Raw genomic sequence first — 26,788 nt, forward strand, 5'->3', positions numbered from 1 at the left:
AGGAGCGTTCATCATGAAATTCAAAGAACAAATATATGGAATGAAAGCTTATCAACCAGGTAAACCAATTGAAGAAGTGCAAAGAGAGTTTGGATTAAACGAAGTGGTCAAATTAGCTTCCAACGAAAATCCTTTTGGCTGTTCACCAAAAGTGAAAGAATTTATCAAAGAGAACGGAATCAATTTTGCCATTTATCCGGACGGATATGCTCAAGAGCTTCGTACAGCCGTAAGCAAACATATTGGTGTAGAAGAATCTCAATTGTTGTTCGGCAATGGTTCTGATGATTTGATTGCTATTATTTCCCGCGCTCTATTATATCCTGGCGTCAATACGGTAATGGCAGATCCATCTTTCTCACAATATGCCCACAACGCCGAAATTGAGGGAGCGGAAATCCGCAAAGTGCCCCTTACTGACGGCAAACACGATTTAAAAAAAATGCTTGAAGCTATTGATGAGAATACTTCCATCGTTTGGGTTTGCAATCCGAACAACCCGACAGGCACCATCGTTTCAGATGAAGAATTAAGCGCCTTTTTAGAAAAAGTGCCAAAAGATGTGCTTGTTGTATTGGATGAAGCGTATTATGAATATATTACAGATCCTTCTTATAAAGATACTCTTCGTTACATTGAGAAATATCCAAATGTTTTGATTATGCGCACGTTCTCAAAAGCATATGGTTTGGCTGCATTCCGTGTAGGTTACGCCATTGCACAAGCCGATTTAATCGCAAAGCTTGATCCAGTCCGCGCCCCATTCAACAACACGGTGCTGAGCCAAAAAGTAGCTATTGTGGCATTAGAGGATCAAGAATTTATTAAAGAATCAGTAGAGCAAAATGAAAAAGGAAAACAGCTCTATGTTGAATTTTGCGAAAAACATGGATTGAAATATTATCCTACACAAACAAACTTTATTTTATTTGAAGTGAAAACAGATAGCGACGTCATTTTCCAAGAAATGATGAAACGCGGTTTTATTGTCCGCAGCGGCAATGCGTTAGGCACCCCTGGATTCATTCGCGTTTCATTCGGTACAGAAGAACAAAACAGCAAATTTTTATCGCTTCTTGAAGAGGTATTGAAGGAGCAAGGAGTATTGGCATGACCAGAAATGTTTTAGTCATAGGTTTAGGTTTAATAGGGGGATCCCTCGCATTAGCCCTGCAGAAATCCCCTGAAACGAAAGTGATTGGCTACGATATATCAGAAAAAACAAGAGAGCTTGCAGAAGCGTTGAATGTTGTTCATGAAGTGGCAGAGGATGTAGAGGAAGCGGCAAAAAAAGCAGATTTCATTTTTTTTGGGACGCCGGTAAATGCCACCCTAGAATGGATGGATCAACTGAAACAGTGGCAGCTAAAAAAGAATGTCATTATTTCGGATACGGGCAGCACGAAAGGATTAATTATGAAAAAGGCCGAGGAGCTGCGCGAACAAAGAATTACCTTTATCGGCGGCCATCCGATGGCAGGTTCCCATAAAAGCGGCATTGCGGCGGCGAAACCTTACCTTTTTGAAAATGCGTACTATATTTTAACGCCTTTTGACGATGAAGACGGGAATAATATTATCGCATTGCAGCAATTGTTGAAATTTACTCTCGCAAAAATTGTCAAAATCAAGGCGGAAGAGCATGATCACATGACGGCGGTCGTCAGCCACTTTCCACATATTGTTGCAGCTTCTCTTGTCCATCAATTGCATGAGGAAAATAAAAAATTCCCGATGACAAGCATGCTGGCGGCGGGAGGTTTCCGTGATATTACCCGAATCGCCTCATCAAATCCGATGATTTGGCGAGATATTACGCTGCAAAATCGAAATGAACTCGTTGGACAACTGGATGCTTGGATTGATGAAATGCATCGGGTGAAGAAAATTTTATTGGAAAATGATGATAAAACCATTGAAGCCTATTTTCAAAAGGCAAAAGAAGTTCGAGATGCATTGCCAATTTCGACAGGTGCATTCTATACTACATACGATTTATATGTGGACATTCCAGACTATCCTGGTGTGATTTCAGAAATTACAGGTTATTTGGCAGAAGAAAAGATCAGCATCACGAATATTCGAGTGGTTGAAACAAGAGAAGATGTCTTTGGTATTTTAGTCATCAGCTTCCAAAATGAAAAAGACCGTGAGAAGGCAATGAAATGCATTCGCTCACATACAAACTTTGAAATGCATGTCTCTTAAACTTGTGTTGAGGAAAGGAGGAAATCAAATTGACTGCAAAATTACTTGCTTATCATCAACCTCGCCTAGAAGGAATCGTTACTGTACCAGGGGATAAATCCATCTCCCATCGTGCGGTTATGTTTGGTGCCATCGCAAAAGGAAAAACAACGGTAACAGGATTTCTTCATGGGGAAGATTGCTTAAGTACAATCGATTGTTTCCGTAAATTAGGTGTTGATATTTTCGTGGATGGCACAAATGTGGAAATCAATAGCCCTGGAATGGATGGCTGGCAAGAACCAAAGGAAGTTTTATACACAGGCAATTCCGGAACGACGACAAGACTCATGCTTGGAATTTTGGCGGGAACTAATTTCCATAGTGTAATGACAGGAGATGCATCCATCGGGAAACGTCCTATGGATCGCGTGACAAAACCATTGCGGCAAATGGGAGCCCTTATCAGCGGACGAGAAGGTGGAAAATACACGCCCCTTGCCATTCAAGGAACATCTTTAAAAGCCATCGACTATACGATGCCAGTGGCGAGCGCCCAAGTGAAATCGGCCATTTTGCTTGCAGGTTTGAAAGCGGAAGGAACAACGATTGTGCGGGAAAAAGAAATTTCCCGGGACCATACAGAGCGGATGTTGAAACAATTTGGAGCAAACATTGAAGTGAAGGATGGAGTCATTTCAATTGAAGGCGGACAAGAACTCTACGGAACGCACATCGATGTGCCTGGAGACATTTCCTCCGCTGCTTTCTTCCTAGTGGCTGGAGCGATTGTCCAGAATAGTGAAGTAGTTTTGAAAAATGTAGGCATTAACCCAACGCGTGCCGGCATTATAGAAGTAATGGAACAAATGGGAGCAAATTTGACAATCAATCAAGAAAAAACGGAAGCAGCAGAACCGACAGCAACCATCACTGTCCGCACTTCCTACTTAAAAGGAACAACCATCGAAGGGGAAATCATCCCTCGTTTGATTGACGAAATTCCAATTATTGCGCTATTAGCAACGCAAGCAGAAGGAACGACGATTATTCGAGATGCGGAAGAGCTGAAAGTAAAGGAAACGGATCGCATTGCGGCAGTCGTAACGGAGCTGGAAAAACTTGGTGCGGATATTACAGCCACTGATGACGGTATGATTATCAATGGTCCAACAAGTTTGAAAGGCGCAAAATTAAATACTTATGGCGACCATCGCATCGGCATGATGGCAGCCATCGCTTCATTGATTACCGACTCGCCGGTGGAAATCGACGACGCAGATTGTATTGCGGTTTCTTATCCGACATTTTTTGAACATTTGGATTCGTTGATAAAATAGCAGATATAAAAGGTTCATCGACTATAAGATGAACCTTTTTTCTTGTCTATCGATACTTTGTTTTGTAGCATAATGATAGAAAACGAAAGCAAAGGTGAGAGCATTGAATAGCATTACTCAAGATATTATTCAAGCAATTGAAGACGGTGCAATGGACCGCATTGATGCATTGCTTGAAACATTATTTTTAAAAGAATCCCCTGAAGTGCAATATGAAATGTATGAGCTATTATGGCAATATGGATACATACAACAAGCGAAACGAGTATTGGAACATTTACGATTCCTTTTTCCTGATGAAGCGCAAATTGCCATTGACTACGCTTCTGTGCTGATTGAATTAGGTGAGGAAGAAGAAGCGCTCGATTTATTAACAACAATAGATGAGAGCGCGCCGGAATTTCCGCAAGTTTTGCTTATTTTAGCGGATTATTACCAAATGCAGGGGTTATATGAAGTGGCGGAAAAACAAATTAATGAGGCCTTGGAAATTTTGCCGGATGAACCTCTCATTCAGTTTGCCAAAGCGGAATTGCTCTTTGAAATAGGACGATTTACGGAAGCGGCCCGCCTTTATGAAAATTTGCATAAACAGGAAAAAGAAATCGCGGGCGTATTGCTTGCGGAAAGACTGGCAGAAGTCTATCGGGCAGGAGGGGGTTATGAAAGAGCCCTTGATTATTACATGGAAGCATTGGAAGAAAAAGTGACAGCCGATTTATTATACGGCAGCGCTTATTGTGCCTTCCAATGCGAAAAATATGAAACGGCTATCAGACAGCTGGAGGATTTAAAAGAACTGGATCCGGATTATTTCAGCAGCTATCTGCTTTTGGCTCAAAGTTATGCCATGCTTGAAGACAATAAAAAAGCATATAGTATTATAAAAGAGGGAATCAAACGAGATGAATATGAGAAATCCTTCTATTTATTTGCTGGTAAAATTGCATTAAAAAATAAACTGGCTGAAGAAGCTGTTGAATATTTGCAAAAAGCCATTGAACTAGATCCGGAATATATGGAAGCGATTCTTGTGTTAATGTCTGTTTACCATCAAATGGAGCGTTATGAAGACATTATTGACCTATATGAAAACCTTGAAAAAGAACAATTCGAATGGACTTCATTATCTCCTTTTGTGGCAGATGCATATGCAAAAAATGAACAGTACGAGCGAGCATACGAAATTTATAAATCAGCATATAATGAATTAAAAGATGATCCATCTTTTCTAGAAAACTATTGTTATTTCCTCATTGAAGATGGAAAACGGGATGAGGCCCGAGAAGTTGTTCAGCGGTTAATCCAATTGCAGCCGACAGAAGTGCAGTGGTTGGATTTACTTGAAAGTTTAGACTAGGGGAGGGACATTCATGACTTCTTCCGTACCAATCGCCGACAAAAAAAACTTTGTACGCTGGTTTTTGAAAAACTTTCAACTGAAGCGAAGAGAGTGCGTATGGATTTTAAATTATTTGCTCAGCAATGATGAATTGCTTGAACATATTCATTTTGTCGAAGAAGCCCACTATTGTCCGAGGGCGATTGTCATGTCAACTGTTGATTCCAACGGCGTGCCGTTTCGATTTTATAAAGGCAATATTATGACAAGTGATGCGGAAAAATCTTTTCATGATTTAAGGTTATATCCCAATGAAGATATGTACATTCAGTTGAATTTTCCAAATGTGCCGCCAAACCCATTATATTTGGCAGTGTTGGAAGAAAATCCGTATATGCCAAAATATTTAAATATTAACGAAAAAGATCGGTTGATTGCGGAAGAAATACTCAATACAAGCATGCTCACATTTCAGGAAGAAACATTATTAAGAGAAATCGATGAAGCACTCGACCAAGGAGACAAAGAAAAATTTTTAGAGCTTTCAAATCTATTACAAGCTTTAAAAGAAACGTCTAAACACTAGAAAAATTCGAGGCTGGGACATAAACAAAAAATGAAAGGGGCAGTTGAAAGAGTTTTGATAAACAATTGATATAACGAAAAATTGATTGAAGTGACGGGGCAAATTTCTGTCGCGCACGCTTAGTCACAAAGCGGAGCAAGCTCAAGGAAGTAAATTCAAAGCTTTCCTGCGACGAGCCCTCTCGAGACCACGAGGAGCGAAGCAATGACTCAGAGGAGGGCCTGCGGAAAGCGTCCCCGGAACGGAAATCAATTTTAATAACATATCAAAAAAACATCATTTTCTCCTTGGAGAAAATGATGTTTTTTTAGATTTGTCCCAGCCTCGGTTTTTTTATTTTCATCATGTGGGGTATAATAAAAAGAAATGATGAAAAAATATTACTTTGGAGGAATACTCATGTATTTTCAAGTGAAAGATGTTCAACAATATCAACAAAATAAAGAATTTATTGATACTGCAATCGTTCCGCTTCTATCATTGGATTTTGCGGAAGATAAGATGGTCAAAAGCAGCTCGGAAGTGGAGTTTTTAATGGCATTGACGTCCTTTATTGAACAGCAATTTAAAGGGCGCTTAATGTTAATTCCTCCATTTTCTTATACAGAAGATATGAAAAACGAAGAGCTTGTCCAAAAGGTGAAAGAAAATATTCAAAAGGGAGGCTTTAAGCATGTCATCTTCATCACTTGCGATCATTCCTGGACAAAATGGCAAGATAAAATCGATTTAATTTGGCTGCCGGCAATACCGATTGAGTCGATGGACAAGGATGTAAAAAAACGAATATTGGAAGAACAATTGAAACAAGTCCTTCCATTATTAACATCTAAGTGGTATGTACAGTAACAATTCCTTCAAGAATTGTTCACAATCTAATGAAATCCAATATATTGCAATATTGACCTGCCCATTTTATTGATATATCATAGATATGTCCTAGTTTATACTATTATTAATTATAAGTAATTATGTCTGTTGGACTGACCTTTAAGTTAGAGGGGGGAAAAGGATGAGTAACAAAAAGGTTTCAAGACGTCAATTTCTTAACTACACTTTAACTGGTGTTGGTGGATTTATGGCGGCAGGTATTTTAATGCCAATGATTCGTTTTGCAATTGATCCAGCTTTACAAGTAAAAGCTGAAGGTGATTTCATACTTACTAGCCAAAAAGTAGCTGACTTAACAGACGTACCTGTACGTGTTGACTTCTCTTATGAACAAGTAGACGCTTGGTATAAGTCAGAAGTTTCCGAAATGGCTTGGGTTTACAAAGAAGGCGACAAAATTATAGCGCTTTCACCAGTTTGTAAACACTTAGGATGTACAGTAAACTGGGAAGGTGGCGAACACAAAAACGAATACTTCTGTGCATGTCATGGTGGTCGCTATGAGAAAAATGGTAAAAACATTCCGGGTACACCACCAACAGGTCCGCTAGATCAGTATGAAGTTTCTGAAAAAGACGGTTACTTAATGCTTGGGAAGAAAAAACCAAACACATTAGCTTAAAAAGTTAGGGGGTACAACACAAGTGCTAAACAAATTATATGATTGGGTCGATGAGCGTTTAGATATCACTCCGATTTGGCGTGATATTGCCGACCACGAAGTGCCAGAGCACGTTAACCCTGCACATCATTTCTCAGCATTCGTATACTGTTTCGGAGGACTTACATTCTTTATTACAGTCATCCAAATTTTATCTGGTATGTTCTTAACAATGTATTATGTGCCAGATATTGAAAACGCTTGGAAATCAGTATACTACTTACAAAACGAAGTAGCGTTTGGTGAGATTGTGCGCGGTATGCACCACTGGGGAGCATCATTGGTAATCGTAATGATGTTCTTACATACGCTTCGTGTGTTCTTTACAGGTTCTTATAAGAAACCTCGTGAGCTTAACTGGATTGTAGGTGTATTAATTTTCTGTGTAATGTTAGGTCTTGGATTTACAGGATACCTACTTCCTTGGGACATGAAAGCGTTGTTTGCGACTAAAGTAGGACTTGAAATTGCAGGTTCTGTTCCATTTATTGGTGAATTAATTAAAATCTTGCTTGCTGGTGACGCTACAATCATCGGTGCCCAAACTTTGACACGTTTCTTTGCGATTCACGTATTCTTCTTGCCTGCTGGTTTATTCATCTTGCTTGCAGTGCACTTTATTATGATTCGTCGTCAAGGTATATCAGGACCACTATGATTTGAATTTGTGTTTTGATTCGTTAGTTCAAAAGGAGGGGACAACATGCATCGCGGAAAAGGAATGAAATTTGTCGGCGACTCCCGCATTAAAGCGAATAATAAAATGCCGAACAAGCCAAAAGACTATTCCGAATATCCTGGAAAAACAGAAGCCTTTTGGCCGGACTTCTTACTAAAAGAATGGATGGTTGGTGCTGTTTTTCTAATCGGATATTTAATTTTAACGGTCGCTCATCCTTCACCATTAGAGCGTCCAGCTGATCCAACAGATACATCGTACATTCCATTACCAGACTGGTATTTCTTATTCTTATACCAATTATTAAAATATTCATTTGCTGCTGGTGACTACAACGTTATTGGTGCAATTATAATTCCAGGATTAGCCATTGGGGCATTATTATTAATGCCTTGGTTGGATAAAGGACCTGAGCGTCGTCCATCAAAACGACCAATTCCTGTTGCAATTATGTTATTAGTTGTAGCTTCAATGTTCTATTTAACTTGGGAATCTGCGGCTCACCATGACTGGGAAGCTTCAAAAGCTCAAGGTCAAATCACACCAAAAGATTTAGGTTTAATCCCAGATATTGAAATCGATGAAAATTCTGAAGGATATAAAATCTTCCAAACTCAACAAACATGTATAGGTTGTCACGGTGGTGATTTAACAGGTGTTGGCACTAACCCTATGCTACTAGGTAACGAATTGACTGCTGATGAAGTTCTTGATATCATTAAAAACGGTCGTGGTGCAATGCCTGGTGGACAATTCTCTGGTACTGATGAGGAATTAAAAATCTTAGCAGAATTCATTGCAAGTTTGAAAGAAGAATAATTTATTTTTTATTGTAGGGGCTAGTTTGATACTGGCTCCTTTTTTAATACATAAAATTCCGAAAAAATTCACATTCTGCCACCGGATTTGGTAATATTACTTATGAAAAAAATTCATAACATATTCTCGTTTTGATTAAAGGAGAAACAGAATGAAAACATTATTTCCGCAAATCCTATACTTGCTTGGGCACCGTACAACTTTAACGGTTCTGTTCATCATCAATTTTTCAGGAACGATTTATGGGTATATTTGGTATGCTCCGCAGCTTTCACGGACAGAACCCCAATTTTTGATCTTTGTGCCAGACAGCCCTACAGCTAGTTTATTTTTTTGTTTAGCCATTGCCGGCTGGCTGTTGGGAACGAACTTCAAATTAATGGAAGCTCTAGCTCTTATAACGCTGGTTAAATACGGCATTTGGGCGGTTGTCATGAATATACTTACATTGATGGAGATTGGATCCATTGGTTTTACAGGCTGGATGTTGATTGTCTCCCATTTTATGATGGCGGTAGAAGGAATTTTATATATATTTAAATACCGTTTTACTTTCCTTCATCTTGCAATTGGGGCGGTTTGGACGTTGCACAATGATGTGATTGACTATGTTTATGGGCAAATGCCGACTTACAGCAGTTTATATAAATATGCAGACCATATCGGATACTTCACTTTTTGGCTTTCTATCGCATGTATTCTCATTTCCTATTATTCCTATAAGAAGGGCGATTATTTGCAAAAAATCAAATAATTCATTAGAATTATAATTAAGAAAAGGTAGGAAAGGAGATTAAAGACAACAGGATGTATCTTCTATATTTTCTCATTATTTTGTTATTGCCAATTTATGCGCAATTAAAAGTTAAACGCACTTATAAACATTTTTCAGAAGTTCCTGGCTCCAAAGGGTTGACGGGTGCCCAAGTGGCTCGAATGATTTTAGACAGCCATGGACTTACAGATGTCCGAGTAGTTCCTACGCAAGGAATTTTATCAGACCATTACAATCCGATGACAAAAACGGTTGCATTATCGGAAGGAAACTACTACAGCGACTCTTTGGCTGCTGTTGCTGTTGCAGCCCATGAATGCGGACACGCCGTTCAACATCAAGAGTCCTACTCTTTTTTAGTTTTGCGTTCTAAACTTGTTCCTGTTGCAAACTTCTCATCAAACTTGTCATGGATTTTTGTCATGATTGGTTTGATTGCCCAAAGTACAAATATGCTTTTATTAGGGATTATTTTGCTTGCTGCCGGCGTCTTATTCCAAGTCGTGACATTGCCTGTGGAGTTTGATGCTTCCAAACGGGCAATGAATGAGGTCATTCAATTAGGCATCATCAGTAATAGCGAAGAAAATGGGGCACGCAAAGTGTTAAGTGCAGCAGCGTTAACATATGTAGCCGCAGCTGCAGTGGCTATTCTTGAACTGGTGCGATTAATTTTAATTTTTACTAACATGAATTCCAATGAAGATTAATCGGAAAAGGGGCTGTTCAGAAAGTGTTCGACTTTCTGGACAGCCTTACTTCTTATGGTAATATTCTCTTAAAAACTTTCCCTGCGGTGGTTACAAAACGCGCCTCCTCGTTGCAGTTTATCTGCGGCGTAGCACTAGCTAAAGCCGCAAAGGGGACGTCTTGAAATGACTTTTCAGACGCCCCCTTTTCTTTTAACCTATACTTGTTTTTATATATAAAAGAAGAAAGTTCAAGAAAAAAATTCAAATTCTATACGAATCGGCTAATAACCCTTCTTATTCATTAATAAGATCTAGCAAAATCGGCTTGAATAAGGAGGGAGCAGATGAAAATTGATTATTCAAAATTTTTCTTGTTCGGTTTGTTTATCGTTGCCATGATTTTGATTTTTGCCATTTATTCCGTAAAATTATCGCTGGATTTTCTCTCCATATGAAGAAAATAATAAGAGGCTGGGACATAAACAAAAAATGAAAGGGGCAGTTGAAAGAGTTTTGATAAAAAATTGATATAACTAAAAATTGATTGGAGTGACGGGGCGACTCCTGCGACGAGCCCGTGTCTCGAGACACCGCAGGAGCGAAGTAATGAGCTCCGAGGAGGCTCGAGCCGGGCCCGCGGAAAGCGTCCCCGGAACGGAAATCAATTTTAATAACATATCAAAAAAACATCATTTTCTCCTTGGAGAAAATGATGTTTTTTTAGATTTGTCCCAGCCTCTTCATCAATCAATCTTTTTCTATTCTTCAATGCGGAATCCTTCGCCGGTGACGTCTTTTACATCAATGATGGATACAAAAGATTTTGGGTCAATTTTGCGGATGATGGATTTTAATTGAACGATTTCATTTCTGCCAACAATGCAGTACAATACATCTTTCGGCTGTTTTGTATAGTAGCCGTATGCATGAAACACCGTAATGCCTCGTTCCATTTTTTCGGATACGGTTTTTGCTATTTCTTCAGGCTTGGAAGAGATGATGAAAGCCCCTTTAGCAGAATATGCCCCTTCCTGCACCATGTCGATGACTTTTGCGCCGACGAAAACGGCGACGAGTGTATACATCATCGTAATAGAATTTAAGTAAGTAAACAGTGAAGCAATCAGCACGAAGGTGTCGAAAAAGAACATCGTTTTTCCCATGCTCCAGCCCACATATTTATTGACTAGCCGGGCAATGATGTCTACACCGCCAGTCGTCCCGCCGCATCGGAAAATGATGCCTAAACCAATGCCGACAAAGACGCCCGCAAATAATGAAGCGAGCAACAAATCGTTTTTCAAATCGAGCGTGAATTGGTAAGCTTGGAAAATTTTCAAAAAGAATGAAACGCTGAGGATTCCAAAAATTGAGTAGAAAAACTCTTTACGTTCAAGCAATTTCCAACCTAAAATAAATATTGGAATGTTTAAAACAATGTTTGTAATAGCTGGATCGAAACCCAACGTAAAATATAAAATCAACGAGATTCCACTAAATCCGCCTTCTCCCAGCTTGTTCAGCATATTAAAATGAACAAAACCGAAGCTGAAAATGGCAGTTCCTAGAATAATGCCAATAATCTCTTGAATTTTTATATCTTTCAACATATGACCTCCTTAAAAAGGCAAAAATAGGCGGGATTGCATGTACTATTATGTTTTATTTTTCTACTTTTGACAACTCCTGCCCTTTTCATTACGATGTTTAAAAAGGAATTTTGACAAAGCGTGTTGTCGAAATTCATTGAAAGGTGAATTTTCATTAGTATGTGAGCGATTTGAAATACGATGTACTATTAAATTCAGCATTCATAGCCAATACGAAATCACTTAAATGACATGAAAGGACGAATGACCATGACAATCAGAGTAGCAATCGCAGGATGCAGAGGAAAAATGGGGAAAGAGGCGGTCAAAACCGTTGTAGCTCAAGAGGGAATGGAACTGGTGGCAGCTCTTGACTATAAGCATGTAGGAGAGAGTCTTGCAGAACTTGAAATGTTTCCTGCCGATTTAGATGTACCTATTTATTTGAATTTGGTTCAATTAATAGAAGAAACAAAACCGGATGTGTTAATTGACTTAACGAGTCCACAAGCGGTTTATGAGCATGTAAAAGTTTCCCTATTGCATCAAGTTCGTTCGGTTGTAGGGACAACCGGTTTTACAGATGAACAATTAGAAGAATTAACGCAGCTGGCAAAAGAACAAAATACGGGCTGTATCATTGCACCAAATTTCGCAATTGGCGCTGTGTTGATGATGAAATTTGCAAAAGAGGCTGCAAAATATTTACCAAATGTGGAAATTATTGAATTACATCACGATCGCAAATTGGACGCTCCTTCCGGTACAGCAAAGAAAACGGCTCAAATGATTGCAGAAGTTCGCGAAGAGCAAAAGCAAGGCCACCCATTAGAAAAAGAAACGATGCCTGGTGCAAGAGGCGCTGATTTTGAAGGCATGCGCATCCACTCAGTACGACTTCCGGGATTAGTGGCCCATCAGGAAGTGATTTTTGGAGGCAAAGGTCAGTTATTGACGATTCGCCATGATTCCTTCAATCGTGAATCCTTTATGGATGGCATTGTTTACTGTGTCGAAAAAGTAATGGAATTAGAGCAACTAGTATATGGAATGGAAAATATTTTATAAAAGATTGGATGAATGTATATGAAAATGAAAATCGCATTAATTGCCCACGATAGCAAAAAAGATAGTCTTGTTGAGTTTGCCATTGCATATAAAGAAATATTGTCACAGCATGAATTATATGCAACAGGAACAACAGGCCGCCGCATTATCGAAGAGGCAGGGCTTTCCGTTACTTGTTTTCGTTCCGGTCCTTTAGGTGGCGACCAACAAATGGGAGCAATGATTGCAAACAATGATATGGATATGGTATTTTTCTTCCGCGATCCATTAACTGCTCAGCCTCATGAGCCTGATTGTACAGCGCTTATTCGTTTGTGCGATGTATACAATATTCCTCTTGCTACCAATATGGGAACGGCAGAAATTTTGTTGAAAGGCTTGCAAGAAGGATTCGTGGATTGGCGTTTAATTCAGGAAAGAAAATCATCGAATTAATTCTCCTATAAGGAATTATATTTTCTTTTGTTGTTCCATTTATTGGGGATTTCGCTGTTGAGTCTTTTCGTATGTTGGATGAAAAAATTGAATATAATCTTTATTATTTCTAATTGAAAGGGCGTGTGCCGGATGAGAAAATTAAAGATTGGCATTACTTGTTACCCAACAGTGGGTGGGTCAGGAGTGTTAGCGACAGAGTTGGGGAAGAAACTCGCAGAACGAGGACATGAAATCCATTTTATTACATCTAGTGTGCCTTTTCGATTAAAGAAAATTTATCCAAATGTTTATTTCCATGAAGTCGAAGTAAACAATTATTCGGTGTTTCAATATCCTCCTTACGATATTGCTTTAGCAAGTAAAATGGCGGATGTCATTATAAATCAAAACTTAGATGTATTGCATGTTCACTATGCGATTCCACATGCGGTGTGCGCAGTTCTTGCCCGCGAAATGTGCGGACAAAATATTGGCATTGTGACGACTCTTCATGGAACAGATATTTCGGTATTAGGCCAAGATTCAAACCTTGCTCAAGCAATTAAATATGGCATTGAAAAATCCGACATCGTAACAGCAGTATCCAACGCATTAAAAGAACAAACATATGAAATGATTAACCCGAATAAAGAAATTGAAACGATTTATAATTTTGTTGATGAAACGGTCTTTAAACCATTAGATGAAGCCCCGTTGCTGAAAAAACAATACGGCATTCGAGAGGATGAAAAAGTGATCATCCATTGCTCGAATTTCCGAAGAATTAAAAACTTGCCGGATGTAGTTGAAACATTCATTCAAATTCGAGACCACATTCCAGCGAAATTGTTGCTTGTTGGCGATGGACCGGAGCAGCATCGGGTAATGATGCAAGCGAAAAAATCGCCGTATAAAGAAGATATTTTATTCTTAGGGAAACAAGAAAACGTGGAAGAATTGTTTTCTATAAGTGACTTAAAGCTATTATTATCTGAAAATGAATCTTTTGGTTTAGTGCTGCTTGAAGCAATGGCCTGCGGTGTGCCGGGCATTGGAACAAACGTTGGAGGAATTCCTGAAGTGATTGATCATGGCGTCAATGGATATATTGTTGAATTAGGCGATGTTCATCAAGCAGCTGCCTATGCCATTGAATTATTGGCGGATGAAAATAAACATGCAGAGTTCAAGCAAAATGCCATCCAAACAGTGCAAACAAAATTCAGTGCTGAACCGATTATTGATCATTATGAAGAACTATATTATCGATTGGCGGCATTAAAAGTATGAAAACACGGAATGATTGGGAAACAGCATTGCGCGTCATTGAAAAAATTGAAAAAGCAGGTTTTGAAGCGGTGATTGTTGGCGGTGCTGTCAGAGACCATTTGCTTCAAAGGAAAATCCATGATGTTGATGTCGCAACAAATGCGCTTCCAATGGAAATCAAAAAGATTTTTAATAACACCGTCGACGTTGGAATTGAGCACGGGACGGTCATTGTTCTCGATGAAGGCAGCCCGATTGAAGTGACGACATACCGCACCGATGGAACATATACGGATTACAGAAGACCGGAAGAAGTGACTTTTGTGCGGGAGTTGCCAAAAGATTTAGAGCGCCGTGATTTTACCATCAATGCGATGGCTTATACAAAAGATGGCGGCATTATCGACCTTTTTGGCGGAAAAGAAGATTTAGAAAATCGAATTATCCGGGCTGTAGGAGATGCCAATTCCCGATTCCGGGAAGATGCTTTAAGAATGCTGAGGGCTGTCCGTTTTGTGGCGCAGCTTGGTTTTTCCATTGAAGAATCAACGATGAAGGCTATTCAAAAAGATAGCGATTTGATTGAATTTATCGCCCATGAACGGATTCATATGGAACTATCAAAAATGTGGGTGGCGGATTATGTTTATTTAGGAATTGAAGCGCTTGTTGAAAGCCATTTAGCAAATTATTTGCCTGGTAATTTTGCGGAGCATTTGGATGAGTGGAAATATTTTTATACTAAAAAACCGGAAGTTGGATGGGCTTATCTTTGTCTGCTTAACCGCAATGAAATGGAAAATATTATGGAATATTACAGATATTCGAATAAAGAAAAATACTTTGCAAAAAATGTTCTTCATGTTTACGATCGACTTTTAAACAGATGGAATGAAGTCGATTACTTTTTGAACGATTTGGCCATTCTTGAAACAGCTTATGACTTTGCAGTATGGCAAGGAAAAACAGTTCCTTTTTCCAGAGAACATATTGCGCAAGTGAAAAAGCATTTGCCGATTCAATCGATGGATGAATTTGCGTTGAATGGCCATCTGTTGATGAAATGGACTGGAAAAAGGGGAGGCCCTTGGATTAAAGAAGCATTAGACAAAGCTCTATACGCAGTCTTAACGGGTCAAGTAAAAAATGAAGAAGAACAGTTAAAGGAATGGTTCTACAATGAATTTATCCATGAAAGATAAAATATTGCAACATTTCCTGCAATCGAAAGGAGAGCCGATTTCCGGGCAGCAGCTGGCAGATGAGTTGGGAATTTCCCGCACAGCGATATGGAAACATCTTCAAACACTTCAAGAGGAAGGTTATAAATTTATTACGATTAAGAAAAAAGGATATCAATTGGTAGCTGCACCAGATCGGGTTGATGCTGCAAAAATTTCGTCTTTTTTAAAAACAAAACGTTTTGGCTATTCTATCCATTATTTTGAAGAAATTGATTCGACCCAATCCTATGCACAAAAATTGGCCAGACAAGGGGCTGAAGACGGCACCGTTATCATTGCAGAAGAGCAAACGGGCGGTAAAGGAAGAATGCAGCGAATTTGGCATTCTGCAAAGGGGAAGGGTATTTGGATGACGGTGATTATTCGCCCCAATATTCTTCCCCACCAAGCCCCTCAATTGACGTTAGTGGCTGCAGTAAGCGTTGTGATGGCAATGAAATCTTTATACCAAAACTTTACGCCGGAAATTAAATGGCCGAATGATATTTTAATCAACGGCAAAAAATGCGCAGGCATCTTAACGGAAATGCTGGCAGAGATGGACAGGGTCGATGGCTTATTGATTGGAATCGGCATCAATACTAATCATGAACTGGACGATTTCCCAGAAGACATCCAATCTATTGCAACTTCTATTGCCATTGAAGAAAAGAAAAAAGTAGACCGGGCCGAATTGGTAGCAGAGATACTGAAAAATTTGGAGCATTTTACCGATGAATATGTCGAAAATGGTTTTACATCCATTAAAACATTATGGGAAGAACATTCAGGCACCATCGGTAAACGAATTAAAGCCTCCACCATTCGGGAAACGATTGAAGGACAAGCAATCGGCATTACCGATGAAGGAGTGCTTGAGATTTTATTGGATGACGGACAAGTGAAAAAAGTTTATTCTGCCGACATTGAAATTCAAAATTGAATTGTTGTTTCGAACAACTTCCAGTCTTTTAAAGGGACAAGTTCTTTACAAACTTGTGAAATTTCTGTATCTTTTTTATTAAGTTGCTTATTAAAATGGACAGTATCTTCATGAACTGTACCGAAAGCAACAGAAAAAAAGAGAATCTGCCTTGATCGCTAATGACAGGGACGGAAGAAAACAAGTTCGAAACACACCGAACAGATACTATCCTTCTGTCCATTTTTGGAAGAAGGATTTTTTGTTTTCTTCCTCCGAATTTAAAAAGGGGGAAATATATGAACACAACAACAGATTTCATAAAAATGAAAGCTAATGGGGAAAAAATTGTCATGGTGACGGCTTATGACTACCCTGGAGCGAAATATGCGGAACAGGCAGGAGTCGATATGATTCTTGTCGGAGATTCATTAGGGATGGTCGTTTTAGGCTATGAGTCGACGGTGCAAGTGACTGTAGATGATATGATCCACCATGCAAAAGCGGTTCGCCGCGGTGCAAAGGATACGTTTATGGTGGTGGATATGCCCTTTGGCTCTTACCATGGAGACCCAAACGAAGCGCTGAAAACAGCTGTCCGCATGGTGCAAGAGTCAGGGGCAGATGCCTTGAAAGTAGAAGGTGCGGGAGAAGTCCTTTATGTCATTAAAAAATTAGTACAAGCTGGTATTCCTGTAGTTGCTCATTTAGGTTTGACCCCTCAATCAATAGGAGTGCTTGGAGGATATAAAGTGCAGGGGAAAACGGCTGAACAGGCGAAAAATTTAGTGGAAGATGCCCTTCGCTGCCAAGAAGCAGGCGCCATGGCAGTTGTATTAGAATGCATCCCTCATCAGTTGACTGAAATCGTTTCTAAAAAATTGGTTATTCCAACAATCGGCATTGGCGCGGGTCCTGAAGCGGATGGCCAAGTATTAGTGTTCCATGATTTTTTGAGATACGGAAGCCATCATATTCCAAAATTTGTGAAAGCCTTTGCTGATGTGGGGGAACAAGTTCAAAAGGGAATGGAAGGTTATATAAAAGCGGTCAAAGACGGTTCGTTCCCTGCTCTTGAACATTGTTTCACCATGAAAGAGGAAGAATTATTTTCGATTTATGGAGGAACCTAACCAATGGAAGTTGTACAAACAATCGCTGAACTAAAATCAATCGTGCGAAAAGTAAAATCCGAGGGAAAAACAATTGGTCTTGTGCCGACGATGGGATATCTTCATGAAGGGCACATGGCGCTTGCGAAAAAGGCAAGAGAAGAAAACGATGTTGTCATTATGAGCATTTTTGTCAATCCTACCCAATTTGGACCGAATGAAGACTATGAATCATATCCAAGAGATTTAGAGAGGGATCGAAAAATTGCTGAATCCGTTGGGGTTGACATTGTGTTTGCCCCATCCGTTGAAGAAATGTATCCGACAGATGGAGGCATCCGCATTCATGCTGGCAGACAGGCAACCATTCTTTGCGGTGCATCAAGACCAGGCCATTTTGACGGGGTGCTGCAAGTGGTGACAAAATTATTCCATTTGGCAGAACCGACAAGGGCATATTTTGGCCAAAAAGATGCCCAGCAAGTCGCCATTGTGACGACTCTTGTGAGAGATTATAATTTCCCGTTAGAAATTCGAACAGTGCCAATCGTACGGGAAGAAGACGGTCTAGCAAAATCCTCCCGAAACGTTTATTTGTCGGTAGAAGAGCGGAAAGAGGCTCCGGCAATCTTTCAATCTTTGAAACTGGCAAAAGAAGTATTTTTATCTTCCCATGATGCAGAAAAAGCGACTCGCGCAGCAAAAGAGTATATTTTAGAGAAAACAAAGGGACGTATTGATTATGTGGAGTTGTTATCCTATCCAGATCTAACACCTGTGGATGAGACAACGGAACAATTTTTGCTTGCAGCGGCGGTATTTATCGGGAAAACGCGCTTGATCGACAATATCATTTTTTCAAAAGAAGGAGAAATGAAGAATGTTTAGAGAAATGATGAACGCTAAAATTCATCGTGCGCAAGTAACAGAAGCCAATTTAAACTACGTCGGTTCCATTACGATTGATGCGGATCTTTTAGATGCGGTCGGAATGCTTCCAAATGAAAAAGTGCAAGTGGTAAACAACAATAACGGTGCACGGTTTGAAACATATATCATTCCCGGAAAGCGTGGAAGCGGGGTTATTTGTGTAAATGGTGCTGCTGCCCGTCTTGTTCAAGAAGGGGATATTGTTATTATTATTTCATATGCCTATGTAGAACAGGAAAAACTGGCTGAACATAAACCGACTGTTGCCATCATGGGAGAAGGCAACAAAATTAAAGAAATTATCCACTATGAACCGGAAGCAACAGTGCTATAAATAGAAAAAGGCAAATTGGAGAGGGAATATCCAATTTGCCTTTTCGTGCGCCCGGCATGTACATGAACTATAGGGTGTAAGTCCCGAACCCCGAAGACAGAAGTAGAGGTTAGCCAAGAGCAAGGGTGTCCGTGGTGACGCGGAATCTGAAGGAAGCTGGAGGCAAAACACCGGTCCGAGGAACACGAACCTCATATAAGGCTAGGTATGATTGAGTGAGTTTGCGAAACAAAACAAAGCTCTTTCTGTCGAAGGTCATATCGAGTAAATGAGGCGGATAGATGGTGTGAAAGTGCATGTACTTACCCGGGGAGGTCTGGCGGATAGGTGAAATACGCTTCATAACCTACTTAGTGATAAGTAGCTGAACCGTCAGAAGTCAGCAGAGGTCATAGTATTAGTTGGTTTAGAACTACTAAGAAGGACCGAACAATTAAGAGAGAATAGCCCTTGGCATTCAGTGAGTCATGATGAACACAGAAAACGTAGTACCTCACTTGAGGAAGGAAGCGGTGAATCCCGTGGGGGACCTCTTGGAGGGTGGAGTGACCACTGGCATAAGAAGACAAGCTATTCACGGAAGGAGAATAACGATGCTTTTGAATCAAATCCTGTCACGGGAGAACATGCTTCAAGCACTAAAACGTGTAGAACAGAATAAAGGAAGCCACGGAGTAGATATGATGCCCGTACAAAACCTACGACAGCACATAGTCGAAAACTGGCTAACTATTAAGGAGGCAATTCTCAAGGGAACTTATGAACCAATGCCAGTCCGCAGAGTCGAAATCCCGAAACCTGACGGCGGTGTTCGTTTACTAGGAATCCCTACCGTAACAGACCGTTTGATTCAACAAGCAATCGCCCAAGTACTTTCAAAAGTGTATGACCCTACATTCTCTGAAAACAGCTACGGATTTCGACCAAACCGAAGTGCTCATGATGCGGTGAGGAAAGCGAAAGAATATATAAGAGATGGACATCGATGGGTTGTAGATATGGACTTGGAGAAATTCTTTGATAAGGTCAACCATGACAGATTAATGGGTACACTCGCGAAGAGAATCCAAGATAAACCATTACTGAAATTGATTCGTAAGTATTTACAATCGGGCGTCATGATTAATGGTGTGGTTTGTACTAGATGAACTAGATAAAGAATTGGAAAGAAGAGGACACAAATTCGTTCGATATGCGGATGACTGTAACATTTACGTGAAAAGTAAACGAGCAGGGCTTCGCACAATGGCAAGTATCCAGCGATTTATTGAAGGAAAACTACGACTGAAAATAAATGAAAAGAAATCAGCGGTCGACCGTCCATGGAAACGTAAGTTTCTAGGATTTAGCTTTACCTATCATAAAGAGCCAAAGGTTCGTATCGCAAAAGAAAGCCTTAAACGAATGAAGAATAAAGTTCGTGAAATCACATCACGCAAGATGCCCTACCCGATGGAATACCGCATTCAGAAACTGAATCAATATCTAATGGGATGGTGTGGATATTTTGCGTTAGCAGACACCAAATCTATATTCCTTGAATTAGACAAATGGATTCGTAGAAGACTTCGAATGTGTCTATGGAAGAACTGGAAGAAACCGAAAACAAAGATACGCAACCTTATTCAACTTGGCGTACCACAATGGCAAGCGTATGAATGGGGAAATACTCGGAAGAGTTATTGGCGTATTTCAAATAGTCCAATATTACACAGAACCCTTGGTAACTCCTATTGGAGAAACCAAGGGCTGAAAAGTCTTGAAGCTCGTTATGAAAACTTGCGTCAATTATCTTAATTGAACCGCCGTATACGGAACCGTACGTACGGTGGTGTGAGAGGACGGGAGTTAATCGCTCCCTCCTACTCGATTGTTTATGAAAACATTTTCTTAAATTGCCATTGATTTACAAATTATTGAATGGTAATTTTTTATATGAGGTGATGTGATGAAAAAATATGATGTTGCAATTATCGGTGCAGGTGCCGGTGGATATGTGGCCGCCATTTATGCGGCAAGAAGCGGGCTGAATGTTGCTTTAGTTGAGAAAGGAAAAGTCGGAGGGGCCTGCTTTAATTTAGGCTGCATCCCATCCAAAATTATGATTGAACATTCCAAGCTTATTCAAAAAATGAATCAAGGAAAAGAATGGGGCATTACATCGGGGCCTGTTCAGATAGACTTTCCAAAATTAATGCAGCGAAAGGATGTCTTGATTCAACAATTATTGGAAGATATCCATCGTTATATTGGAAATAACACGATTACTTTCTATGAAGGAAAAGGGGAAGTCTCAAAAGATTTAACCGTGAAAGTGAACGGAGAAGAATTTCAAGCGGAACATATCATTTTAGCAACGGGAAGCAAACCATTTGTGCCGCCGTTTAAAGGGCTAGAGACGACCACTTATTATACGACGGATACAATTTTTCATATCAAGGAGCTACCTAAGCAATTAACGATTATCGGCGGTGGGGTCATTTCCATTGAGATGGCTTTCAGTTTAGCTCCACTCGGGACAAAAGTGACGATTTTAAATCATAGCCATGATATTTTGCAGACAGAAGAGCCAGATGCACGGCCCATTATCCGCGAAAAATTGTATGATTTTGGGGTCGAACTTGTATTGGATTTTGAGTTTAAAGAATTTCGTGGAAATAAAATTGTGACGTCTCGAGGTGTTTATACATACGAAAACTTATTATTTGCAACGGGAAGAAGACCAAATGTAGAAATTGCCGAATCTCTCGGGCTGGAAATGAATGGTCGCTTTATTAAAGTCAATGAACATTATGAAACAAGCATGCCGCGTGTATATGCAATCGGCGATATTATCGGCGGGTATCAATTAGCCCACGCGGCAAGTGCGGAAGGCATTCATGTCATTGAAACGATTCTTGGAAATCATCCTGAGCCAATCGATCAATCTGCTATTCCACGGTGCGTTTATTCTACTCCGGAAATCGCAACTTTTGGCGTAATGGAAGATGAAGTCAATCCAGAAGAAGTAATTGTGACAAAACTTCCATTTAAATTCAACCCAAAAGCCCTGATGGAAGGGAATTCAGATGGCTTTATTAAATTCATCTCCAGCAAAAAAGATAACCGCATTTTAGGAGCCTGTGTTGTAGCAGACGGGGCGACGGAAATCTTGAATTCCATGCTTGCGGTGAAAGTGGCTGGGGGAACTGCGGAGGATTTAGGAAAAATCATATTCCCGCATCCGACAAAGAGTGAATTGATAGGAGATGCAGCGCGCACAGTTTTCTGGAAAGGCATTCATATTTAACTAAGGAAAGTTGGTGCGAAAAGGTTGTTTGAAACCTTTTCGCATTTTTTATATCTATGTTACAATTCGCATATAGCTAAACTAATCAATTGTGAGTTGAGAAATAAATGGATAATCAAAAATATGTCATCGTAGATTTGGAAACAACTGGACATTCTCCAAAAGCAGGAGATCGAATTATTCAAATTTCTATGGTCATTATGAGAAATTGGGAAGTGGAAGAAACTTTCACGACTTTTATCCACCCAGAGCGGTCCATTCCCTTTTATATACAAGACTTAACGAACATTTCAGAACGCGATATTGAAGGCGCTTTTCCTTTTGAATATTATGCAGAGGACATTTATGAACGATTGCAGGACGGCATCTTTGTCGCCCATAATGCCGATTTTGACTTATCGTTCTTGCAAGAGGAATTTGAACGGGCTGGACTTTCAAAATGGAAGGGAAAGAAGATTGATACTGTAGAATTATCAAAAATACTCTTTCCGACAGCGCTGGGCTTTAAATTGGGCGATCTTGCAAACGATTTGGAAATTCCCCTTCATCATGCCCATCGTGCAGATGATGATGCAATGGCAACAGCTCTTTTATTGAAAAAATGCTGGGAAGAAATTTTAATGCTTCCCGTTCAAACGATTGAACAATTGCATAAACATTCTTTTAAATTAAAATCAAATATCTCCCATTTGTTATTTCAGGCATTGCAAATAAAGCGGAAAACCATTGAAGATGAAGACAAATTTGCCCATTATCATCAGCTTGTTTTCAAAAAGAAACCGCCCATTGCCAGTGCACCTGATTTAAAAACAGTCTATCCTTCTTCTGATGAAGAAAAACAAGAGCTTCTTTCAAGACAGTTTCCAAATTTTGAAAAAAGAACAGAACAATTTCAAATGATGGATGCAATTTGGGAAACGCTAGAACAGAAAAAGGAAATGATGATTGAAGCATCTACAGGTGTAGGTAAGACTTTGGGCTACTTGCTGCCGGCCTTTATTTATGCCAAACAGCAAGGAAAGAAAATATGCATCAGCACCTACACTTCCGTTTTATTGGAACAGCTTTTATATAAAGAAATTCCGAAAATCGAAAAGGTCTTCGGAATCAAGATTCATGCTACCCTCCTAAAGGGAATGCAAAATTATATAGATATTGAATTATTTGAACAGCTGCTTGAACAAGGGGAGCACTCCTATGACGAAACATTGACCATAATGCAAATTCTTGTTTGGCTTTCTAAAACGGAAACAGGGGACTTAAGCGAATTGAATCTTTCCGGCGGAGGACAGCTTTTGATTGAAAAAATCCGAAAAAAACGCCGAAACGAAAACCCTTTTGATTTTTATGAAAGAGCCATTCAAGAAAGTATGGATGCGGATATTATTGTGACTAATCATGCGATGCTGCTTGCTGATTTGGAGCGCCTTGAACCTATTTTCCAATCGATTGACGGGTGGATTATCGATGAAGCCCATCAATTGATTCAGGCCGCCATCCACCGCCAGCAAGTGATTTTTTCTTATGCCCAATGGAAATATTATTTTGGCCAAATGGGTCTTGCTTCAGAAGATGGGCTTTTTGAAATCTTTCAAAAAGCCGCTATGAAAACAGGACGATTTTCCAAACCATTATTCATTCAGTTGGAAAAGTCTTTTCAAAAAACGGTCAACCTTTTTGAGCAAGTGATGGAGACAATCGTTTCCTCCATGAAAAATCAAAAGCAGACTTATTTTGATTATAAACGGACCGCATTTTTGAAAGATTTATCATTTCATCCATCTTTGTTAAAAGAAGTTTCCCGCTCTTTGCAACATTGGATTGATTTAGCCGAACAAGCATCCATACATTTTCGCCAAAATGTTGATGAATTATCAAAGGAAAATAAACTCCTTGTAGAACGATGGGATTACTGGATTCGCGAATGGAAACTGAAATTAGCGGAATGGGATGAACTTTTCTTTATAGAAAAAAATCATTATGCCCTTTGGATTGAATGCGATAACCGCCAAATTCCAGGCAGCATCCGCATTTATAAAAAACCGATTGAAATTAGAGAATCCATCGAAAAACTATTTCATTCTTTAAGAAAAAATGCGGGCATTATTTGGACTTCAGGAACGCTCACCATTCCGAACAATGAACGGTTTATCGCCAATCAATTAGGCATTGCAAAAGATGTTCCAATTTTGAAGCTAAATGCGCCGCAAAACTATTACGGAGGCGCGAAAGTCTATATTGCAACAGACATGCCGGATATCCAAGGAGTTCCCCAATCCGAGTATATTGAATCTGTAGCAGCAGCCGTGACGCAAATTGTGCAATCCATTGAGGGGCGTTGTTTTGTGCTGTTTACATCCCAGGATATGTTGAAACGGACTGTAGAACTTATTCAAGAGGCGGAATTATTGAAGGATTATTTATTATTTGCCCAAGGCGTGACAAGCGGCAGCCGGATGAGGCTATTGAAATCCTTTCAAAAATTTCCACGGTCCGTCTTGTTTGGCACGAACAGTTTTTGGGAAGGAGTCGATGTGCCCGGGGAGGATTTAAGTGCGGTGATTATTGTCCGATTGCCTTTTTCCTCTCCGGATGAACCAACATTTAAAACAAAAGCAGCCATCTTAAAAGAAAATGGGCAAAATGCTTTTACCGACTTATCGTTGCCGGAAGCCATTTTACGATTTAAACAGGGATTTGGAAGACTCATCCGCTCTTCGAAGGATAAAGGGGCATTCATTGTATTGGACCGGCGAATTGAAACAAAATCCTATGGCACAGAATTTCTTAAAGCACTTCCAAACATTAAAATTGAAAAACTCCCTTTACAACATATGGTGAAAGATTTACAACATTGGTATAATAGCAGTGAAGAAAAGTAGCGGGTAAACTACTCTTCATCATATAGAAAAACAAGGTGTTCAAATGAAAAATTGGATTATTTTTATCATAAGTTTTGTGTTAATATTAACTATTGGAATATCTAGTTTAGTCCTCTGGAAAGCATCAAGCCCATTCTCAAAAATTGAACAGCAGGCAATAGATTTGGCAATCTCGTCAAACTTAATCAAAACGGCTGCTGATGCTTATGTATATAATGGCAATAAGCCTTACGTTACCGTTTTAGGCGTTGATGAAGAGGGGGTTGAGAAGGCCGTTTTTGTACCAATTACATTAGAAGAAAAATCGATACAAATGGTTGAATTGAAAGATGGCATTTCAGAGGAAGAGGCTATTTCGATTTTAGAAAAAAAAGATGTTAAAAAAGTGCTTCATACAAAATTAGGCTATGAGGAACCGGGGGCTGTCTGGGAAATTGCTTATATTAACAAATCGGACAAACTCAACTATGTCTACATTTTGTTTGAAGATGGACAATGGTGGAAACGCATTTTGAATTTATAGAGGAGTCGATTAGGAATGAAAGAATTATTGGCCAATCGTGTAAAAACTTTAACACCATCATCAACTTTAGCAATCACTGCCAAGGCAAAAGAAATGAAAGCACAAGGCATCGACGTGATTGGACTTGGAGCCGGAGAACCTGATTTTAACACTCCACAAAACATCATTGATGCTGCAGTTGATTCAATGCAAAAAGGATTTACAAAATATACTCCATCTGGAGGGCTTCCGGCTCTAAAAGAAGCGATTATCGAAAAATTTAAACGAGATAATCAATTGGAATATAAGCCAAATGAAATCATCGTCGGCGTTGGTGCAAAACACGTTCTTTACACTTTATTCCAAGTTATTTTAAATGATGGCGATGAAGTCATCATCCCAACGCCATATTGGGTTTCCTATCCTGAGCAAGTAAAACTTGCAGGCGGGGTTCCTGTTTATATTGAAACAACGAGCGAACAAAACTACAAAATCAATGCTGCGCAATTGAAAAATGCTATTACGGATAAAACAAAAGCGTTGATTATCAACTCTCCAAGCAATCCAACGGGAATGCTCTACACGCGTGAAGAATTAGAAGAGATTGCAAAAGTAGCCCTTGAACACAACATTCTCATCGTTTCAGATGAAATTTATGAAAAACTTGTATACAATGGTGCTGAGCATTTCTCCATTGCACAAATTTCAGATGAAGTAAAAGCAAAAACAATCGTAATTAACGGTGTTTCAAAATCCCATTCCATGACAGGCTGGCGAATCGGATATGCAGCAGGGGACGCAGATATTATTAAAGCTATGACCGATTTAGCATCTCACTCTACTTCCAATCCAACGACTGCCTCTCAATATGGAGCAATTGAAGCGTATAATGGGCCGCAAGATTCTGTAGAAGAGATGAGAAAAGCCTTTGAATCACGTTTAGAAGCCATTTATCCGAAATTAAATGCCATTCCTGGCTTTAAAGTAGTTAAACCTCAAGGTGCCTTCTATTTATTGCCGGATGTAAGCGAGGCGGCTGCAAAAACTGGTTTTGCTTCAGTGGATGATTTTGCAAGCGCATTGCTAACAGAAGGAAACGTTGCAGTCATCCCAGGCTCTGGCTTTGGTGCGCCTTCCACAATCCGCATCAGCTATGCGACTTCTTTGGACTTGTTGGAAGAAGCAGTAAGCCGCATCGAAAAATTTGTAAAAGATCGTTGGCAAGAATAATAAATTTCCAAATCAGGGCGTCCGTATTTACGGGCGCTTACTTTCTAAT

Annotated in this window: 24 protein-coding genes and 1 pseudogene; 24 read left to right on the forward strand and 1 reads right to left on the reverse strand. The window is 39.6% G+C overall.

Annotated features, from left to right (window positions below; translation table 11 throughout):
- Positions 1-13: 13 nt before the first annotated feature.
- The 11 genes from hisC (at position 14) to DKZ56_RS08325 (ending at position 9,990) form a co-directional block, all read left to right on the forward strand.
- Positions 14-1,114, forward strand: coding sequence for a histidinol-phosphate transaminase (gene hisC, locus DKZ56_RS08275; protein WP_208649550.1), 1,101 nt, complete (start codon positions 14-16; stop codon positions 1,112-1,114).
- Positions 1,111-2,208, forward strand: a complete 1,098-nt coding sequence (locus DKZ56_RS08280; protein WP_208649551.1) for a prephenate dehydrogenase — start codon at positions 1,111-1,113, stop codon at positions 2,206-2,208. The genes hisC and DKZ56_RS08280 overlap by 4 nt, the downstream gene beginning before the upstream one ends.
- A gap of 29 nt (positions 2,209-2,237) precedes the next feature.
- Complete coding sequence (aroA, locus tag DKZ56_RS08285) at positions 2,238-3,527, forward strand: 3-phosphoshikimate 1-carboxyvinyltransferase (RefSeq protein ID WP_208649552.1); 1,290 nt, start codon at positions 2,238-2,240, stop codon at positions 3,525-3,527.
- A gap of 103 nt (positions 3,528-3,630) precedes the next feature.
- Positions 3,631-4,887 (forward strand): tetratricopeptide repeat protein, encoded by a 1,257-nt coding sequence (locus tag DKZ56_RS08290; protein WP_245989392.1) that lies wholly within the window; start codon positions 3,631-3,633, stop codon positions 4,885-4,887.
- 13 nt (positions 4,888-4,900) lie between these two features.
- Positions 4,901-5,455, forward strand: a complete 555-nt coding sequence (locus DKZ56_RS08295; RefSeq protein ID WP_208649553.1) for a ReoY family proteolytic degradation factor — start codon at positions 4,901-4,903, stop codon at positions 5,453-5,455.
- A gap of 399 nt (positions 5,456-5,854) precedes the next feature.
- Entirely contained in the window at positions 5,855-6,304 is a 450-nt protein-coding gene (locus tag DKZ56_RS08300; RefSeq protein WP_208649554.1) for a YpiF family protein, read from the forward strand.
- Between the two features lie 163 nt (positions 6,305-6,467).
- Positions 6,468-6,968, forward strand: coding sequence for a QcrA and Rieske domain-containing protein (locus DKZ56_RS08305; protein ID WP_208649555.1), 501 nt, complete (start codon positions 6,468-6,470; stop codon positions 6,966-6,968).
- 22 nt (positions 6,969-6,990) lie between these two features.
- Positions 6,991-7,665 carry a menaquinol-cytochrome c reductase cytochrome b subunit gene (qcrB, locus tag DKZ56_RS08310; protein WP_208649556.1) on the forward strand — a complete coding sequence of 225 codons (675 nt, stop codon included), beginning with the start codon at positions 6,991-6,993 and terminating at the stop codon, positions 7,663-7,665.
- A 45-nt stretch (positions 7,666-7,710) separates the two neighbouring features.
- Positions 7,711-8,505 carry a menaquinol-cytochrome c reductase cytochrome b/c subunit gene (locus DKZ56_RS08315; protein ID WP_208649557.1) on the forward strand — a complete coding sequence of 265 codons (795 nt, stop codon included), beginning with the start codon at positions 7,711-7,713 and terminating at the stop codon, positions 8,503-8,505.
- Between the two features lie 151 nt (positions 8,506-8,656).
- Complete coding sequence (gene lhaT / locus DKZ56_RS08320) at positions 8,657-9,259, forward strand: lipoprotein heptaprenylglyceryl N-acetyltransferase LhaT (RefSeq protein ID WP_208649558.1); 603 nt, start codon at positions 8,657-8,659, stop codon at positions 9,257-9,259.
- A 53-nt stretch (positions 9,260-9,312) separates the two neighbouring features.
- Complete coding sequence (locus tag DKZ56_RS08325) at positions 9,313-9,990, forward strand: zinc metallopeptidase (RefSeq protein WP_208649559.1); 678 nt, start codon at positions 9,313-9,315, stop codon at positions 9,988-9,990.
- Between the two features lie 740 nt (positions 9,991-10,730).
- Here the strand turns inward: DKZ56_RS08325 and DKZ56_RS08330 are convergent.
- Positions 10,731-11,582, reverse strand: coding sequence for a YitT family protein (locus tag DKZ56_RS08330; protein ID WP_208649560.1), 852 nt, complete (start codon positions 11,580-11,582; stop codon positions 10,731-10,733).
- Between the two features lie 249 nt (positions 11,583-11,831).
- On the opposite strand from DKZ56_RS08330, the gene dapB reads away from it, so the two are divergent.
- The 13 genes and pseudogenes from dapB (at position 11,832) to DKZ56_RS08395 (ending at position 26,739) form a co-directional block, all read left to right on the forward strand.
- Positions 11,832-12,629, forward strand: coding sequence for a 4-hydroxy-tetrahydrodipicolinate reductase (gene dapB, locus DKZ56_RS08335; RefSeq protein WP_208649561.1), 798 nt, complete (start codon positions 11,832-11,834; stop codon positions 12,627-12,629).
- 24 nt (positions 12,630-12,653) lie between these two features.
- A complete protein-coding gene (mgsA, locus tag DKZ56_RS08340) occupies positions 12,654-13,064 on the forward strand; it encodes a methylglyoxal synthase (RefSeq protein ID WP_208652209.1) in 411 nt (136 codons plus the stop codon).
- A 132-nt stretch (positions 13,065-13,196) separates the two neighbouring features.
- Positions 13,197-14,336, forward strand: coding sequence for an N-acetyl-alpha-D-glucosaminyl L-malate synthase BshA (bshA, locus tag DKZ56_RS08345; protein ID WP_208649562.1), 1,140 nt, complete (start codon positions 13,197-13,199; stop codon positions 14,334-14,336).
- Positions 14,333-15,517, forward strand: coding sequence for a CCA tRNA nucleotidyltransferase (locus DKZ56_RS08350; protein ID WP_208649563.1), 1,185 nt, complete (start codon positions 14,333-14,335; stop codon positions 15,515-15,517). The genes bshA and DKZ56_RS08350 overlap by 4 nt, the downstream gene beginning before the upstream one ends.
- Positions 15,495-16,481: a biotin--[acetyl-CoA-carboxylase] ligase gene (locus DKZ56_RS08355; RefSeq protein ID WP_208649564.1), complete on the forward strand. Its 987-nt coding sequence runs from the start codon at positions 15,495-15,497 to the stop codon at positions 16,479-16,481. The genes DKZ56_RS08350 and DKZ56_RS08355 overlap by 23 nt, the downstream gene beginning before the upstream one ends.
- A 278-nt stretch (positions 16,482-16,759) precedes the next feature.
- Positions 16,760-17,593 (forward strand): 3-methyl-2-oxobutanoate hydroxymethyltransferase, encoded by an 834-nt coding sequence (panB, locus tag DKZ56_RS08360; protein WP_208649565.1) that lies wholly within the window; start codon positions 16,760-16,762, stop codon positions 17,591-17,593.
- A gap of 3 nt (positions 17,594-17,596) precedes the next feature.
- Positions 17,597-18,460: a pantoate--beta-alanine ligase gene (panC, locus tag DKZ56_RS08365; RefSeq protein WP_208649566.1), complete on the forward strand. Its 864-nt coding sequence runs from the start codon at positions 17,597-17,599 to the stop codon at positions 18,458-18,460.
- Positions 18,453-18,836: an aspartate 1-decarboxylase gene (panD, locus tag DKZ56_RS08370; RefSeq protein WP_208649567.1), complete on the forward strand. Its 384-nt coding sequence runs from the start codon at positions 18,453-18,455 to the stop codon at positions 18,834-18,836. Before panC ends, panD begins: the two co-directional genes overlap by 8 nt.
- Positions 18,837-19,429: 593 nt before the next feature.
- Positions 19,430-20,633 (forward strand): annotated as a pseudogene (locus DKZ56_RS08375) (group II intron reverse transcriptase/maturase).
- 151 nt (positions 20,634-20,784) lie between these two features.
- On the forward strand, positions 20,785-22,125 hold the full coding sequence (lpdA, locus tag DKZ56_RS08380; RefSeq protein WP_208649568.1) for a dihydrolipoyl dehydrogenase: 1,341 nt from the start codon (positions 20,785-20,787) through the stop codon (positions 22,123-22,125).
- A gap of 107 nt (positions 22,126-22,232) precedes the next feature.
- Positions 22,233-25,007 carry an ATP-dependent DNA helicase DinG gene (dinG, locus tag DKZ56_RS08385; protein ID WP_208649569.1) on the forward strand — a complete coding sequence of 925 codons (2,775 nt, stop codon included), beginning with the start codon at positions 22,233-22,235 and terminating at the stop codon, positions 25,005-25,007.
- A 43-nt stretch (positions 25,008-25,050) separates the two neighbouring features.
- On the forward strand, positions 25,051-25,530 hold the full coding sequence (locus DKZ56_RS08390) for a cell wall elongation regulator TseB-like domain-containing protein (RefSeq protein ID WP_208649570.1): 480 nt from the start codon (positions 25,051-25,053) through the stop codon (positions 25,528-25,530).
- Between the two features lie 15 nt (positions 25,531-25,545).
- Positions 25,546-26,739 (forward strand): pyridoxal phosphate-dependent aminotransferase, encoded by a 1,194-nt coding sequence (locus DKZ56_RS08395; protein ID WP_208649571.1) that lies wholly within the window; start codon positions 25,546-25,548, stop codon positions 26,737-26,739.
- Positions 26,740-26,788: the final 49 nt, after the last annotated feature.

Source organism: Ureibacillus thermophilus, assembly GCF_004331915.1.
GTDB classification, from domain to species: domain Bacteria; phylum Bacillota; class Bacilli; order Bacillales_A; family Planococcaceae; genus Ureibacillus; species Ureibacillus thermophilus.